This window comes from Sphingobium agri (assembly GCF_023051225.1).
GTDB lineage: Bacteria > Pseudomonadota > Alphaproteobacteria > Sphingomonadales > Sphingomonadaceae > Sphingobium > Sphingobium agri.
On record NZ_JALKHS010000001.1, the window covers coordinates 1 to 15610 of the forward strand.

Consider the following 15610-nt stretch of genomic DNA (forward strand, 5'->3'; position numbering starts at 1 on the left):
TTGGCAAGAGGCGTCGCCCCTTCCTCACCCGTGATCGTGATCGCCCCCACAATCACCACCGCCGCAATCGCATTGGTCAGCGACATCAACGGCGAGTGCAGCAGCGGCGACACCTTCTTGATCAGCTGAAAACCAAGAAAAGCCGCCAAAATGAAGACGAACAGATAATCTGCATTCAATGCGTTCACTGACTTATCCCCTGTCCAGAAGCCGCGATCCGATCAAGACACCTTGGCGGTCTTCCGATTCCCCCCCGGTCCGGGACATAGCGCCCCTGCCATGATCGCTGGCTCCCATAAAACCCCTCCAACCATTATTGGGCGTCCCATATTGATCCAGTCGATCGCAGGCAAGCCGCCGCACCCATTTATCACGCCATCGATTCGCGCAATGAATTTATTCAGCCTCTACGGCAAGCTGCCCGGATGGCTCGCGCGATTTTCAATATGAGCAGATGCGCCGACGCGTCTTCATCCGGTTTGCTTGAGTGTCACGGGCAGACCGGCAGCGACGAAATGAACCCTGTCGCAGACAGCCGCGACATGTTGATTGAGAAGGCCTGCCTCATCTCTGAAGCGGCGAGCAAGGGTATTTTCAGGAACGATCGACAGCCCGACTTCATTGCTGACAAGCACCATAGGCACGGTGCAACCACCAACAGCGGTGACCAGATCCTTGCTCCAACGGTCAATATCTTCACCCGCGAGCAAGAGGTTTGACAGCCAGAGAGTAAGGCAGTCGACAAGGATGGGGCCAGATTGTTGCGCCTGCGCGATGGCGGCGGGCAGATCGATCGGCGCCTCTATCGTCTGCCATCGCTTGCTCCGCCGGACGCGATGCGCGGCGATTCTGTCGCGCATCTCGGCATCGAAGGCCTGCGCCGTGGCGATATAGGTGATGGTGCCGGGCAAGCCCTCGCACTGCGCTTCGGCATGGCGGCTCTTGCCTGAGCGGGCGCCACCGAGCACGAGCATTTTCTGCCAAGCGTCCATCAGCGAAATCCTCCGGTTGCCGCAGTCATGAGCCAGAGCAAGGCGCAAGCCCGGATATACAGCGAAAGCGCCGCGCGCGCGGCGGCGGGGGTGGCTTCCGCACCCTCCCCCCCAATCCATGGCTTGGCATGAAACTGCCCCTCATAGGCGATCGGCCCGGCGAGCCGGATATGGAGCGCGCCCGCCATCGCCGCCTCCGGCCAACCCGCATTGGGGGAGGCATGGCGGCTATGATCGCGCCACAAAATACGCCAGCCGCCCAGGCCGCCCAAGCAGATGAGGAAGCCCGACAAGCGCGCAGGGATGAGGTTCAAAAGGTCATCAAAGCGGGCGGCGGCCCAGCCAAATGCTGCGAACGGTTCTTCCCGGTGCCCGATCAAACTGTCGGCGGTGTTGACGGCCTTATAAGCCCATATGCCGGGAAGGCCGCCGACGAGCAGCCAGAAAAGCGGCGCGACGACGCCGTCGCAGAAGCTTTCCGCGAGGCTTTCTATAGCGGCGCGCGCAACGCCTGCTTCATCCAGCGCGGCGGTGTCGCGGCCGACGATGTGGCCGACGGCGCGGCGGGCGGCGAAGAGATTGCCAGCCTCCAGCGCCTGCACGACGGGCAAGACATGATCGAACAGGCTGCGCTGTGCGAGAGCAGGCCAGGCCGCAAGCGCGAGACCCACCCAGGCCCAGGAGCCGAGCAGGTGGCGAAGAAGGCGATCGGCACCCCAGGCGACCGCGATGGTGATCGCCAAAAGGATCAGCAGCGTGAGGATGCCACCTGTCCGGCGGCGCGGGGTGCTGAAGCCGGGGTGGTTGAGGCGGCGTTCGCAGGCGGTGATGATCCGGGCGAAGGCGCCGACCGGATGTCCGACGCGCGCGTGCAGCCTGGCTGGCCAGCCGAGAACTGCGTCGAGGAAGAGCGCGGCCAACTCAACCAAGGGCTTCGTCCAGCCGGGCCAGATCGACATCGCCGGCAGGAAGGCCAAAGCGCAGCCAGTGGGGATAATCTTCGAACGGACGCGTGAGGATCGCTTGCCGCGCAAGGCGATCGAACAACGAAGCAGCGTCTGGCGTATCGATCAGGCGGAATAACGGGCAATCGCCGCGCGGGCTGAAGCCGTGGCGGATGAGCAGCGCGTCAAGGCGGGCCGCGCGAGTGGTCAAGCTCGCGACCGTCTCGTCGATCCAGCGCCGGTCGCGATAGGCAGCCCGGCCGAAATCAATCGCCGCCGCGGATAGCGGCCAATCTCCCAGCAGGCGGCGGCAGGCAGCGACAATGGCGGATGGCGCGAGGAGGAAACCTAATCTCACCCCCGCCAAGCCGAAGAATTTGCCGAAGGATCGGAGGATGATCAGGCTTCGGCCATCGGCAACGTCGCTGGCGATGCTGGCGGCAGGCATGCAGTCGGCGAAGGCTTCATCGACGATCAGCCAGCCGCGCCGCTTTTCCTGACGGCACAGAAGCTGCCGCATCTGCGCCCGCGTGTAGAGGCGGCCATCAGGATTGTTGGGATTGGCGAGGAGGAGCGCGGTGCCCGGCGGTGCAGCTTCCGGCTGCTGCAAGGCATGCATATTCGGGAAAGCCTGCGCATGGGTGCGGTAGGACGGTTGGATGTGGCAGGCGGGGGCGTCGAGCAGATGGCCGAGCAGGCGCAGGCCGGTCTCGCTGCCGGGCAAAGCGCAGATATGGCCGGTGGTAACGCCGAAATGGGCGGCGGCGGCCTGTTCGAGATCGGCGAGTGCTGCGGGATCTGGGAGCGATCGCCAATCGGTCTTTATCGCAGTCGCGCCGGGCCAGGCGAGCGGGTTTATGCCGGTAGAGAGATCGATCCAGGGAAGGCGCGCCTCCTTGTAATGCTGACGCGCAGCGGCGAGGCGCCCGCCATGCCAGTGGAAGATGCCGCTCATCGCGCCAGCACCAGCGCGAAGAGCAAGCCGCTTTCAACAAGCTCTATGCCCGCGCCATGGCCGTCTCCCGAAATGCCGCCGATGCGACTGCGCAACCACCATGCCCATAATGGGATGAAGAGGGCGGCGGACAAGAGCGGGGGGATCATCAGGCAGAGGGCTGCGGCCAATACTGTCCAGCCCAACAGATGCGACGCGCCGATACCGTCGCGGAAGCGGCTGGCGAGACCCTGGTGAAGCGGCGGGAGCCACAGGGTCCAGGCGAGCGGGCCAATCCGGGCTGCGAAGGGCACGGCGACAAGGGCTAGCGGCGGGACATGCTCCGCGCACAGGCGGAGCAGGACGAGCTTTGTGAGCAATTGCAGGGCGATCGAGACGACGCCGAAGCTGCCGATGTGCGGATCAGCAAGGACGGCGGACAGCTTTTCCCGGTCATGATGCGCTGCTCCGGCCCCGTCGGCTATGTCGCCCAGGCCATCGAGATGGAGCGCTCCCGTCATGGCGACCCAGGCAATGAGGCTGAGCAAGGCGGCGATCCAGGGATCGCTCTGCAAGCCCATTGTCATGGCGGCGGCGATCGTCAGGCCGACGATGATGCCTGTTGCGGGGAACCAGCGGATAGCGGCGACGAAGTCGTTTTCGTCCGCGCCTACGTTCGGGAGCGGCAGGCGGGTCATGAGTTGCAGGGCAAGGATGAGGCGGGTCATGTCACGAGACCTGTGATCTGCGCGCCGGGATTGTCTCCGGGCCAGAAGCGCAGCGTGAGCACCGCCGAATAGGGGAGATCGATCGCCCAGGCCTGCTGATAATTCAGGCCGCAAAGCGCCGTCAGCGCAGCACGGATCGCTCCTGCGTGCGTAAGGATGAGGGTGGGCTCCCCTACGTCTAGCAGTGCCGCGCTAACACGGTGGCAGAGGTCGGACCAGCTTTCGCCGCCTGGCGGAGGATAGTCGTCGGGAGACGACCAGAAGCGGGCAGTGTCGCCGGCTGGAAGCGTGGCGGGGTCCATGCCCTCCCATTCGCCGAAGTTCAGTTCGCGCCAGCGCGGGTCGATCCGATGAGCGGCTTGGCGGTCGGTCGCGATCAGCGCGGCGGGCGCGCTGGCGCGTGCCAGGCCGGAGCTGGTCAGGCAGTCGAATGCGAGCGCGCGTGACCGATCAATGCACAGCTGCATGGCGGCTGGATCAGGCGGCATGTCCGTGTGACCGAGCAGAAGTCCGGGCGTTTGTGGTGCTCCATGCCGCATCAGGTGGAGCGTCAACGGGCTCATAGCGCGCCCGCGACGGCGGCTTGCGCGAAGGTCGCCATATGCGCATGCGCCGCGAGGGCCGAGCGGATGAGCTGTGCCGCGACGGCCGCGCCGCTTCCCTCGCCCAAGCGCATGCCGAGGTGCAGCAGCGGGTTGAGGCCGAGCTTTTCGAGCAGCCGGGCATGGCCTGCTTCGGCTGAGCAGTGGGCAGCCAGGCAATGTTGAGTGATGGCGGGATTGTCGCGCGCGAGGGGAGCGATCGCGGCGCCGCAGATAAAGCCGTCGAGCAGCACCGGCACGCGCATCATCCGCGCGGCTAGGATCGCACCTGCCATGGCGGCGATCTCCCGACCGCCGAGGCGGCGGAGCGTTTCGAAGGCGTCGGTGCAATGGGATGCATGCAGGGCAAGCGCGACGCGGACGGCCTCCGTCTTGCGGGCGAGGGCTACTTCGTCGATGCCCGTTCCCCTCCCCGTCCAGTCCTGCGCCTCGCCGCCGAAGGCGTGAAGGCACAGCGCGGCGGCGGGGGTGGTGTTGGCGATGCCCATCTCTCCGGCGAAGAGCAGGTCGCAATCTTCAGGGACCACGGCAGCGCCTGCGTTCAGGGATTCGAGGCACTCGGCCTCCGTCATGGCCGGGGCCTCGCATATGTCGGCGGTGGGCTGTTCAAGGGAAAGCGGGACGATCACCAGATCGGCTCCGCAAGCGCCCGCAAGCGCATTGATCGCCGCGCCGCCAGATTGGAAGTTAGCGACCATCTGCGCAGTGACGGACGCTGGAAAGGCGCTGACGCCCCGTGCGGAAACGCCGTGATTGCCAGCGAAGATGGCGGCGCGGATACGGTCGGCGCGCGGATACTCGCGGCTCTGCCAGCCCGCCATGAAGAGGGCAATTTCCTCCAGGCGGCCTAGTGATCCGGCGGGCTTCGTCAAAGAAGCCTGCCGCGCCGCCGCAGCGTCGATCGCCGTCGCGTCGTTCCCAGGAAGTGTTGCGAGCGCGGCCTGAAAACCGTCGCGGTCTTCAAAGCGGATCATGTGCAGACAAAGCCCTCGGGCGGCGTCCGGACGATGAAGTGCCCCTTAACCCCCTGCGGCCATTCGGCGTAGCGCACGACGCCCTCTTCGCTGGCGGCATGGCGCAGGGCATAGTCGAGGATGGCGCGCGCGGCATCCGCGTCCGGGGTGAAGTCGCCCAGCACATAACCGACCTTGCCAGGGCCGCGCACATGGACGGTGCAATGCCGCTGGCAGGCGAAGAGGCAGGGCATGTCCTGCACGGCGATCGCTTCATAGGCAGGCTCCTGCGCCTGAAGGCCACGCATGGCATCGACCAGCAGCGCACCGCCGCGGCGCCCTTCGCTGTCTTCCCGTTGGTCTGCGGACAGGCGGCAGGCCGAACAGACGACCACCGACGCGCTGTTTTCGACGGCACGCAGCATCAGCGGCACGCTTTTATAATCATCTGAACATGAAAGACGGGCATCATGGCCCTCCCTGCAAAATCGAACCGCAACGGCCCTGCCCGGCCAGTGGCGGGCAAGGCGATGGCTGTCGTCCGCGCGGGGAACCCCGTTCGTCCGGTACACCCTGTCCGGTCGAAGAACGACTGCGGCAGGCAGGTCTCCTGGCTCACGGGTCGATGCGCATCGGCCGCCTTCTCGGGAGATACTCCCCCAATGGCTGCGTGGCCGGTCCACTCACCGCTTACAGTTGCAGGGGCAGCGCGGGCATTGCACCCGACTTCCCTTTTGATCCCCAAGCGGGGAACCTGTCGCGGCGCTGCTGATAATGAGGCAGGACCAAGCCCGCAAGCGGTAGATGAAGCGGCGCCTCGTCAGCCGGGCGGCCTGCCCGCCGCCAGCACGGCGTCTGCCCGGGCCAGCACGATGATCGGCAACCCGGCGCTGGCGGCGCGTTCGGCAGCGAGGCGGGTGGGGGCGGATATGGTGACAAGCAGCGGGCAGTCGGCGAGCGCGGCCTTCTCCACCAGCTCATAGGAACAACGCGAGGACAGTAGCGCAAAGCCGCCATCCCATGACAATTGCCGCCGCCGCATCGCCCCGATCAGCTTGTCGAACGCGTTGTGGCGGCCCACATCCTCATAGGCGAGGCGGATTGCGCCATCTGCCCCCGCCAGAGCAGCGGCATGGACAGCACCGGTTTGCCGATTGAGCGGTTGATGCGCGGCAAGATCGCCCAACGCCCGGAAGATAGCCGCCCGGCCTGCGGCCGAGCGGGCTGTCACGGCGGGCAGGGGCCGCAGCGCCTGCTCCAGATTTTCGACGCCGCATAAGCCGCAGGAGGAATCGGAGACGCGGTGACGGACGCGGCCGAGCAGTCCCTCCACCCGCTCCGGCGGAAGCGTAGCGCGGGCGACGAGGCCCTGCTCCGTTACATGGACGTCAACGTCGAGCGGCGCGTCCGATGGCAGGACCAGCCGCTCGGCAAGCGCGAAGCCCTGAACCAGTTCGGCCACGTCCCCTGGCGTCGCCATCAGCACCGCATAGCCGACGCCGTTGAACTCTATCGCGACTGGCATCTCTTCCGCCAGATCGCGCTCCACGGGCGATGCGTCGCCCTCTGGGCTAATGCGGGTGAAGGAGAAAGGAGACGGCATAGCGCCGGTCTAGGCGGGCGGGATGCGCCCTGCAATATCACGCAACCATGCAACTGCCGCTTTCCTTTGCCGGTCAAGCCATCTATGCACAGCCCCGATCGCGCCGGTGCCCGAACGGGCTTCAAAGGGAATGCGGTGCGGGCTGCCGGTCAGGCGCCCAAATCCGCGGCTGTCCCTGCAACTGTAAGCGGTGAGCGAGACGCATAGCGACTTTCCGTTACCGCCGGAGGGTCAGCCACTGGGCCGGACGCTAAATCATGCGAGGCCTGGGAAGGCCATGTGTCGAGCGATGACCCGCAAGCCAGGAGACCTGCCGGCGTCTGGTCGCTCTTGCTTTGGCCCAGGGGATGGCCGGGGCACGGTATTCCGTCTGAGCGACGCGTGCGGCGGGACCGCACCGGCATGCGTGCCGGGCGCTAAGATGCGTCCGTCCGGCGCGTCGTGCTGGCCGCATAGCGGAGGTCCCGTCCAGTCTCGCTGACGCAGACGGGAGCCAAGCCGTCCGATGGTTATGCAAGTTCCGGCGCTGCGCCGCCGCGCGACATGGATGTTCGCGCTGCTGATCGCCGCCAATATCGGCCTTTGGATATGCGCCCTGATGATCTTCTCGGGCGATACGATGATGCTGGGCACCGCCCTGCTCGCCTGGAGCCTGGGCCTGCGACATGCGGTGGACGCCGACCATATCGCCGCGATCGACAATGTGACGCGCAAACTGATGCAGGACGGGCAGCAGCCGCTGACCGTGGGCCTGTGGTTCGCCATCGGGCATAGCGCGATCGTGCTGATCGCGGCGGTCCTCATCGCCTTTGCCGCCAGTGCCCTCAGCCGCGTCGAGGCGGCGGGGGAGATCGGCGGCACGATCGCCACGATCATCTCAGCAAGCTTCCTCTTCGCTATCGCGGCGATGAACCTCATCATCCTGCGGTCTGTTCTGAAGACGTTCAATCATGTTCGCAACGGTGGAAGCTATGTCGATGAGGACATGGACATTCTGCTGGGCAATCGGGGCATGTTGTCGCGCCTGTTCCGGCCGCTGTTCCGCCTCGTCACGCGTAGCTGGCACATGGCGCCGCTCGGATTTCTCTTTGGTCTGGGGTTCGACACGGCGACGGAGGTGGCCATCCTCGGCCTGTCGGCGGGTCAGGCGGCGAGCGGTCTTTCGATCGCAACGGTACTGATCTTCCCCTTGCTGTTCGCGGCGGGCATGGCGCTCATCGACACGGCGGACGGCGCGCTGATGATGGGCGCTTATCATTGGGCATTCGTGAAGCCGATCCGCAAGCTTTACTATAACATCACCATCACGCTGGTGTCGGCGCTGGTCGCCATCGTCATCGGCGGGATCGAAGCGGCGGCGCTGCTGGGCGACAAGCTGGGCCTGACCGGCGGCATCTGGTCGATCACCGCCCGTCTGGGCGAGCATTTCAACAGCCTCGGCTTTTTCATCATCGGCCTGTTCGCCGCCTGCTGGCTGGTGAGCTGGATCATCTACCGCTGGAAGCGCTTCGACGAGATCGACGTGCTCATCCCCAACAAAGGACAGACATTATGAGCAAGGTTTCCGCCACGGTCATCACGGGCTTTCTGGGTGCCGGAAAGACGACGCTGATCCGCCACCTGATCGAAAATGCGGGCGGGCGTCGGCTCGCCCTCATCATCAACGAATTTGGCGATGTCGGCGTAGACGGTTCGCTGGTGAAGGGCTGCGGCGACGAAGCCTGTCCGGACGAGGATATCATCGAGCTTGCCAATGGCTGCATCTGTTGCACCGTGGCGGACGATTTCCTGCCCACCATGCAGCGGCTGCTGGACCGGGACGTGCCGCCCGATCACATCATCATCGAAACCTCAGGGCTCGCACTGCCCAAGCCACTGGTGAAAGCGTTTCAGTGGCCCGATATCCGGACGCGGGCGACCGTGGACGGCGTCATTGCGCTCATCGATGCGGATGCGCTGGCAGCCGGGCGCTTTGCCCATGATGAAGCCGCGCTCGCTGCGGCGCGGGCGGCCGACCCGACGCTGGACCATGACAGCCCCATCGAGGAGCTGTTCGAAGACCAGCTGGCCTGCGCCGACCTGGTGCTGCTGAACAAGACCGACCTTGTCGCGCCTGAAAAGCTGGCGGAACTGGAGCAGCAGCTGGGCGGGGAAGTGCGGCCGGGCGTCCGCCTCCTGCGCACCGCGCGCGGCGAGATCGACCCCGCCGTCCTGCTCGGCCTTGGTGCGGGCGTCGAGGACCAGATTGATGCGCGCCCGTCCCATCATGATGATGAGGAGGATCATGATCATGAGGATTTCGACAGCTTCGTCCTGCAACTGGAGGAAATCGGCAATCCCGCGCCGCTGCTGGCGGCTTTGGAGAAGCTCATCACCGACCATGACATTCTGCGCGTGAAGGGCTTTATCGCCATCGCCGGGCGCCCCGCACGGCTGGTCATTCAGGCGGTGGGACCCCGCATCCAGCATCATTTCGACCGGCAGTGGCAGGCAGACGAGGTGCGCACGTCGCAGCTGGTGGTGATCGGTCAGGCCGGATTGGATCGCGCCGCCATCGAAGATGCGCTGTCAGGACAGCTGGCAGACGCCTGATGCATTTGCTGACCGCCACGCCGGGCACCGTTTCGAACGGGGATGAAGCCATCGATCTTGGCCAGTCGCCGGGCGACATCGTACTGCTGACCGTGGCGGACAGCGACCTTGCCTGCTTTGCGAGCGCGGCGGCGATGCTGGGCGATGGCGCGCCTTCCATCCGGCTCGCCAACCTTCTGCAATTGAAGCATCCCTATTCGGTCGATCTCTATGTCGAAAAGGTGATTTCCCACGCGAATTTTATCTGCGTCGTGTTGCTGGGGGGCAAGAGCTACTGGCCCTATGGCATTGAGGAAATTGCCAATGTCGCGCGCGAAAAGGGCATAGCGTTCGCCGCGATCGCCGATGGGCGGGAGGATGATCCGGAACTGCGCCTCGCCTCCACCCTGCCGCCCGAAACATGCGATCTGCTGCGGGATTATTTGCGACAGGGAGGCATCGCCAATGCGATCGCCTTTCTGAAGACGGCTGCGGGGATCGCGGGACTGGATGCGGGCTATGCCGACCCGCCGGTGCCGGTCGCCGACGCGGGGCTGTATTTGCCGGGTGTCGAGCGTCCCGTGCTGGATCAGGTGAAGGCGGGCTGGACGGATGGGCAGCCTGTAGTGCTGTTCCTATTCTACCGTGCGCTGCTGATCGCCGGGACGCTGGAGGCGGTGGACGCGATGATCGCCGGACTGCAGGCAGCGGGGCTGAATGTGCTGGCAGTGCATGTGCGCGCGCTGCGCGAACCCTTTGCGCGGGATTTCTTGGAAGGGGTGATATCGTCGGTGGGTCCTGATGTCATCCTGAACGCGACCGCCTTTGCTGCATCCGCGCCGGGCGAGCCGCGCACGCCGTCGATATTGGAGCAGGCGGACTGCCCTGTCCTCCAGACCATGTTCGCCAGCGCCGAACAGGCGACATGGCAGGACAGCGCGCGGGGCCTGGGGCCGCGCGATCTGGCGATGCATATCGCCTTGCCCGAGGTGGACGGGCGGATCTTTACGCGGGCGGTCGCTTTCAAGGCGGCGGCGCGGTTCGACGCGCGCACCGAATGCAGCATAATCGTGCCGCAGGTGCTGGCGGACAGAGTGAGCTTCGTCGCGCAACTTGCTGGAAATTGGGCGAGGTTGCGGCGTACTCCTTCGGGTGAGCGGCGCGTGGCGCTGGTGCTCGCCAATTACCCAAACCGGGACGGCCGGATCGGCAATGGCGTCGGACTCGACACCCCCGAAAGCGCAGCGGCGATCCTGCGGGCGCTGGGAGAGGCTGGCTATGCCATTAGCGGTGCGCCCGCCGAGGGCGCGGCGCTGATGCAGCTGATGACGGGTAGCGAAACAACGTGCGCGCTGCCCCTCGCGGATTATCGTGCTGCGTTCGCAGGCCTGCCTGGAAGCGTTCGCCAGCTGGTGACGGACCGATGGGGAGAGCCGGAGGATGATCCATTCTGCGAGGATGGCGCGTTTCGCCTGCGGGTGCATCGCTTCGGCCATGTCGCGGTCACGGTGCAACCCTCACGCGGCTATGATGTCGATCCCAAGAGCAGCTATCATGATCCAGCGCTGCCGCCGCCGCATGCCTATCTCGCCTTCCACATCTGGCTGGCTCAAGAATTTGGCGCCCACGCGGTGGTGCATGTGGGCAAGCATGGCAATCTGGAATGGCTGCCCGGCAAGGCGATTGCGCTTTCGGAAAACTGCTTCCCCGAAATCTGCGCCGGACCGATCCCGCAAATCTATCCCTTCATCGTCAATGATCCGGGCGAAGGCACGCAGGCGAAGCGCCGGATCGGCGCGTGCATCATCGACCATCTGACGCCGCCACTGACACGGGCAGAGACCTATGGGCCGCTCAAGGAGTTGGAGGCGCTGGTCGACGAATATTATCTGGCGGCTGGTATGGACCCGCGCCGGCTGGAGACGCTGCGGCGGGACATATTGGCGCTGGCTGCGGCGCAGGGGCTGGACAAGGATGCAGGGGCTCAGGGCAGCGGTGATGATGCGCTGGCGGCGATCGACAATTATCTGTGTGAGTTGAAAGAAATGCAGATCCGCGATGGTCTGCATGTCTTCACCCTATCGCCCGAGCGGGCATTGCGCCGCGATTTGCTGATCGCCTTGGCTCGCTGCCCCAGGGGATTGGACGGAGGGCAGCAATCGCTGCTGCGGGCGCTGGCGGATGATCTGGCGCTTGGGTTCGATCCGATCGACTGCGGCATGGGCATGCCGTGGACGGGGCCGAGACCGCAGATTCTGGCGGATACGACACCTGACGTCTGGCGCAGCACCGGCGATACGGTCGAGCGACTCGAGCTCTATGCCATGCAGCTACTCGATACGGGAGAAGCCGGTCCCGGGCCTGCAAGTGCGCAGGTTCTGGAGACGATCCGCAATGACCTCGCGCCCCGCGTCGACGCTTGCGGAGAGGCGGAGAGGACGGCACTGCTTCAGGCGCTCGACGGAAGGTTCGTGGCGCCCGGTCCCTCCGGGGCACCGACACGGGGACGGCCCGATGTATTGCCGACCGGACGGAATTTCTATTCGGTCGATACGCGCGCGGTGCCGACCGTCGCGGCGTGGAACCTGGGCCAGAAATCGGCAGAGCTAGTCGTGCAGGACTATCTCCAGCGCGAAGGCGAATATCCGCGCTCCATCGCCCTGTCCGCGTGGGGCACGGCGAACATGCGTACCGGCGGTGACGACATCGCGCAGGCGCTCGCGCTGATGGGGGTGCGGCCGCGGTGGGACTGGGGATCGGGACGGGTGGTCGGGTTTGAGGTGATGACGATCGCCGAACTCAACCGGCCCCGCGTGGACGTGACGTTGCGCGTGTCCGGATTCTTCCGCGACGCCTTTCCCGAACAGATCGACCTGGTCGACAGCGCCGCCCGCGCCGTCATGGGACTGGACGAGCCGGAAGAGGACAATCCCGCCGCCGCGCGTCACCGGGCGGAAGCAACGGCCCTGATGGCTGAGGGCGCGGCTGAAAAGGCAGCGCTGCGCCGTGCGGGAACGCGTGTCTTCGGATCGAAACCGGGCGCCTATGGCGCGGGATTGCAGGCGATGATCGACGAGCGGCTGTGGCATGATCGTTCGGACCTGGCGAACATCTATCTCGATTGGGGAAGCCACGCCTATGGCGGCGGCGTCGAGGGCGATGCGGAACGCGACCTGTTCGCCCGGCGGCTGGGCGAGGCTGATGCTCTCATCCAGAATCAGGATAATCGCGAGCATGACCTGCTCGACAGCGATGATTATTATCAGTTCGAAGGCGGGATCGCAGCGGCGGTCGAGCATCTGTCGGGCCGCCAGCCACTCAGCTATCATAATGACCATAGCAGGCCCGAACGGCCGGTCATCCGGACGCTGGAGGACGAGATCGGCCGGGTGGTGCGGGCGCGCGTCACCAATCCCAAATGGATCGCGGGCATGATGCGCCATGGCTACAAGGGCGCGTTCGAAATTGCTGCCTCCGTCGATTATCTCTTCGCCTTCGCCGCGACGACGCATGGCGTCAAAGACCATCATTTCGACGCCGTCCACGCCGCCTTCATCGAGGACGAAGCCGTGCGCGCCTTCATGGCCGAAGCCAACCCCGCCGCGCTGCGCGAAACCGCGGCACGCCTCCACGAAGCGCTGGACCGGGGGCTGTGGCGCCCACGTTCGAACAGCGCCGCCATGATCCTTGCCCAACTGAAGGAAGATCGCCCATGATCGAACGCACGCCGGAACAGCATGCCGAAAAGATGAAGAAGAAGCAGGCCGCCCATGACAAGATCATGGCGACCAAGACGCAGGAAAAGGGCTTGCTGATCGTCCATACCGGCAAGGGCAAGGGCAAGACGACCGCCGCGCTCGGCATGGTCATCCGCGCCATCGGCCATGGCAAGCGGGTCGGCGTCGTCCAGTTCGTAAAGGGTGCGATGACCACCGGAGAAAAAGCGGTGTTCGATGCGTTTCCCGATAATGTCACATTCAAGCCGATGGGCGAAGGCTTCACCTGGAACACGCAGGACAAGACCCGCGACATCGCCCTTGCCCGCGAAGCATGGGATGAGGTCAAGCGGATGATTGCCGATCCGGCCTATGATATGGTGCTGGCGGACGAACTGAATATCGTCCTGCGCTACGATTATCTGCCGGTCGAAGAGGTGCTGGAAGCCGTGACGAACAGGGACGAGATGAAGCATGTCCTCATCACCGGCCGCAACGCGCCCGAGCCCCTGATCGAAGCGGCGGACCTCGTCACCGAAATGACGCTGATCAAGCACCCCTTCCGCAGCGGCGTGAAGGCACAGGCGGGGATCGAATTCTGACATGAGCGGTCCCGCCATCACCCCGATCGACAGCGCGCAGTTCGAGGCGCTGGTAAGGGCGCGAAGGGACATTCGCCATTTCAGGACGGACCCGATCGATGAGACGGACGTCGAATGGCTGCTCAGCATGGCGCATCGCGCGCCATCAGTGGGCTTGTCGCAGCCGTGGCGTTTCGTGCGTGTGGAAACCGTGGAGCTACGCGAGCGGCTGGCCTGTCATGTCGACCGGCAGGTCAAGGAAGCCGGCAAGGAATATGATGGCGATCAGGACAAGCTCTATCGCAGCCTGAAGCTGCATGGCTTGCGCGAGGCGCCGGTCCTGTTCGCCGTCTATTGCGACGATGGGACGGAGACGGGCCATCATCTGGGCGCCGTCACGATGCCCGAAGCGCGCCGCTACAGCTGCGTCATGGCGGTGCATACGCTATGGCTGGCGGCGCAGACGCGGCGCATCGGCATGGGTTGGGTGTCGATCATGGAGCCCGAAGGCGTGAACGCGATGCTCGATATTCCCGCAAGCTGGGAGTGCCTGGGGCTGCTCTGCCTTGGCCGGCCTGTCAGTGAAGAGGATGTGCCGGAACTGGAACGGCGGGGTTGGGAGCAGCGGACCGACTGGCATTCCGTGGTGGTGCGGCGTTAGTTCCGCATCCGCATACGCCCCCCCGTTCGGACCGAGATCAGCTATTCACCCCGGAGGAAATCCAGCGCCAGCGTTTCGAACCGGTCCTTGTGCTCGATCATCGTCCAATGGCCGCAGCGCGGAAAGACGTGCAGTTCGGCATTGGGGATGATGCGCATGGGCAGCAGCGCGCCGTCGAGCGGACTGACCTTGTCATCGCGGCCCCACATGATGAGCGTCGGCGCCTGGATTTTGCCAAGATAGTCGATACGCTGCGACACGCCCGGCCCGCTCATCGACTGCGCGATGAAGCCGAGGGCGGCGCGCGTGTACATCTTGCGGCTGCTTTCCATCGTCACCGGTTCCAGCGCCGCCTTGTAGCGCATGTCGATCAATTCATCGGTGATGATCGATTTGTCGTACACCATGGATTCGAGCCAGGCGACGATGTTCTCCCGCGTCGGATCTTCGATGAAATCCACCAGGCGGGTCAGCCCTTCATTGGGGAAGGTCGAGGTGATGTTGAAACCGATGCCGCCGATCGTGATGTAGCGCAGCACGCGGTCGGGATGAGAGGCCGCCAGATGTCCGCCGACAATCCCCCCATAGCTGTTGCCAACAATATGGGCGCGGTCGATGCCAAGGCCGTCCATCAGCGCGACGACTGCATCGCGGGCTACTCCTACCGGGTCGCCATCCACGGGATCGCTCTTCCCATATCCCGGTGCGTCCAGGATGATGGTGCGGAAATGCTGGGAGAAGAAGGGCAGATTGCCTCGGAAATTGGCCCAGCCGGTGACGCCGGGGCCGGACCCATGGAGCAGCAGCAGCGCAGGGCCTGATCCCGCTTCATGATAATGAAGCCGCCCCTTATCCGTTTCCAGGAAGCGGCTGGTGCCTTCGAAGCTGAAATCGCCCATCTTTTCCTCTCCATTTTTGCACTATTTGGCGAGGGCGTAGCGGCGATGCGCGATGGACGCAAGGAAGCGGGCGTTGACTACTTCCCTTTCGCTCGCATCGCCATTATGAAGCGCGTCGAGCCGGTTCGCCCGGTTCATCGATCGCGCCGGTGCCCCGGTATAGGGGCTTAAATGGGAATGCGGTGCGGGAGGCTCTCTCCCAAATCCGTGGCTGTCCCTGCAACTGTGAGCGGCGAGCGAAGCATGGACCGGCCAGTTCTGACAATGGGACGGCCAGCCACTGGAGCGATCCGGGAAGGCCCCATGCCAAGCTGTGACCCGCAAGCCAGGAGACCTGCCGGAGCAAAGGTCGCTCTTGCCATGATCCAGGGGATGGTCACGGCTCGGTTCTCCGTTTGAGCGACGAATTTGGTGCGGCTGCGGCCG

15 protein-coding genes and 3 riboswitches are annotated in these 15610 nt (G+C 64.9%); of the genes, 5 read left to right on the plus strand and 10 right to left on the minus strand.

All coding sequences use genetic code 11. The features are described 5' to 3' along the window. The 9 genes from MU848_RS00005 to MU848_RS00045 all read right to left on the minus strand — a co-directional run. A partial coding sequence (locus tag MU848_RS00005) for a proton-translocating transhydrogenase family protein (RefSeq protein ID WP_247229381.1) occupies positions 1-188 on the minus strand: 188 nt, incomplete at its 3' end. 282 nt (positions 189-470) lie between these two features. Continuing rightward, complete coding sequence (gene cobU, locus MU848_RS00010; protein ID WP_247229382.1) at positions 471-992, minus strand: bifunctional adenosylcobinamide kinase/adenosylcobinamide-phosphate guanylyltransferase; 522 nt, start codon at positions 990-992, stop codon at positions 471-473. Then, positions 992-1951 carry an adenosylcobinamide-phosphate synthase CbiB gene (gene cbiB, locus MU848_RS00015; protein WP_247229383.1) on the minus strand — a complete coding sequence of 320 codons (960 nt, stop codon included), beginning with the start codon at positions 1949-1951 and terminating at the stop codon, positions 992-994. Before cbiB ends, cobU begins: the two co-directional genes overlap by 1 nt. Continuing rightward, positions 1914-2891 (minus strand): threonine-phosphate decarboxylase, encoded by a 978-nt coding sequence (locus MU848_RS00020; RefSeq protein WP_247229384.1) that lies wholly within the window; start codon positions 2889-2891, stop codon positions 1914-1916. The genes cbiB and MU848_RS00020 overlap by 38 nt, the downstream gene beginning before the upstream one ends. Next, on the minus strand, positions 2888-3598 hold the full coding sequence (locus tag MU848_RS00025; protein WP_247229385.1) for an adenosylcobinamide-GDP ribazoletransferase: 711 nt from the start codon (positions 3596-3598) through the stop codon (positions 2888-2890). The genes MU848_RS00020 and MU848_RS00025 overlap by 4 nt, the downstream gene beginning before the upstream one ends. Further along, positions 3595-4161 carry a histidine phosphatase family protein gene (locus MU848_RS00030; RefSeq protein ID WP_247229386.1) on the minus strand — a complete coding sequence of 189 codons (567 nt, stop codon included), beginning with the start codon at positions 4159-4161 and terminating at the stop codon, positions 3595-3597. Before MU848_RS00030 ends, MU848_RS00025 begins: the two co-directional genes overlap by 4 nt. Then, positions 4158-5174, minus strand: coding sequence for a nicotinate-nucleotide--dimethylbenzimidazole phosphoribosyltransferase (gene cobT / locus MU848_RS00035; protein WP_247229387.1), 1017 nt, complete (start codon positions 5172-5174; stop codon positions 4158-4160). The genes MU848_RS00030 and cobT overlap by 4 nt, the downstream gene beginning before the upstream one ends. Continuing rightward, entirely contained in the window at positions 5171-5578 is a 408-nt protein-coding gene (locus MU848_RS00040) for a DUF1636 domain-containing protein (protein ID WP_247229424.1), read from the minus strand. Before MU848_RS00040 ends, cobT begins: the two co-directional genes overlap by 4 nt. A 158-nt stretch (positions 5579-5736) precedes the next feature. Beyond that, positions 5737-5926: riboswitch (cobalamin riboswitch) on the minus strand. A 47-nt stretch (positions 5927-5973) separates the two neighbouring features. Next, entirely contained in the window at positions 5974-6756 is a 783-nt protein-coding gene (locus tag MU848_RS00045; protein WP_247229388.1) for a formate dehydrogenase accessory sulfurtransferase FdhD, read from the minus strand. An 87-nt stretch (positions 6757-6843) separates the two neighbouring features. Further along, positions 6844-7088: riboswitch (cobalamin riboswitch) on the plus strand. Between the two features lie 173 nt (positions 7089-7261). On the opposite strand from MU848_RS00045, the gene MU848_RS00050 reads away from it, so the two are divergent. Genes MU848_RS00050 through bluB form a run of 5 tightly spaced genes read left to right on the plus strand, consistent with a single transcriptional unit; the run spans position 7262 to position 14285 of the window. After that, positions 7262-8311 (plus strand): HoxN/HupN/NixA family nickel/cobalt transporter, encoded by a 1050-nt coding sequence (locus MU848_RS00050; RefSeq protein WP_247229389.1) that lies wholly within the window; start codon positions 7262-7264, stop codon positions 8309-8311. Further along, entirely contained in the window at positions 8308-9348 is a 1041-nt protein-coding gene (gene cobW, locus MU848_RS00055; RefSeq protein ID WP_247229390.1) for a cobalamin biosynthesis protein CobW, read from the plus strand. Before MU848_RS00050 ends, cobW begins: the two co-directional genes overlap by 4 nt. After that, positions 9348-13043: a cobaltochelatase subunit CobN gene (gene cobN, locus MU848_RS00060; RefSeq protein WP_247229391.1), complete on the plus strand. Its 3696-nt coding sequence runs from the start codon at positions 9348-9350 to the stop codon at positions 13041-13043. Before cobW ends, cobN begins: the two co-directional genes overlap by 1 nt. Further along, the gene (cobO, locus tag MU848_RS00065) at positions 13040-13645 is read left to right on the plus strand and encodes a cob(I)yrinic acid a,c-diamide adenosyltransferase (protein ID WP_097093389.1); all 606 of its coding nucleotides are present in this window, start codon (positions 13040-13042) and stop codon (positions 13643-13645) included. The genes cobN and cobO overlap by 4 nt, the downstream gene beginning before the upstream one ends. 1 nt (position 13646) lies before the next feature. Then, positions 13647-14285: a 5,6-dimethylbenzimidazole synthase gene (gene bluB, locus MU848_RS00070; RefSeq protein WP_281494236.1), complete on the plus strand. Its 639-nt coding sequence runs from the start codon at positions 13647-13649 to the stop codon at positions 14283-14285. Between the two features lie 41 nt (positions 14286-14326). Here the strand turns inward: bluB and MU848_RS00075 are convergent, their stop codons facing one another. After that, positions 14327-15184 carry an alpha/beta fold hydrolase gene (locus MU848_RS00075; RefSeq protein ID WP_247229392.1) on the minus strand — a complete coding sequence of 286 codons (858 nt, stop codon included), beginning with the start codon at positions 15182-15184 and terminating at the stop codon, positions 14327-14329. A gap of 130 nt (positions 15185-15314) precedes the next feature. After that, a riboswitch (cobalamin riboswitch) is annotated at positions 15315-15540 on the plus strand. The last annotated feature ends 70 nt before the right edge of the window (positions 15541-15610 follow it).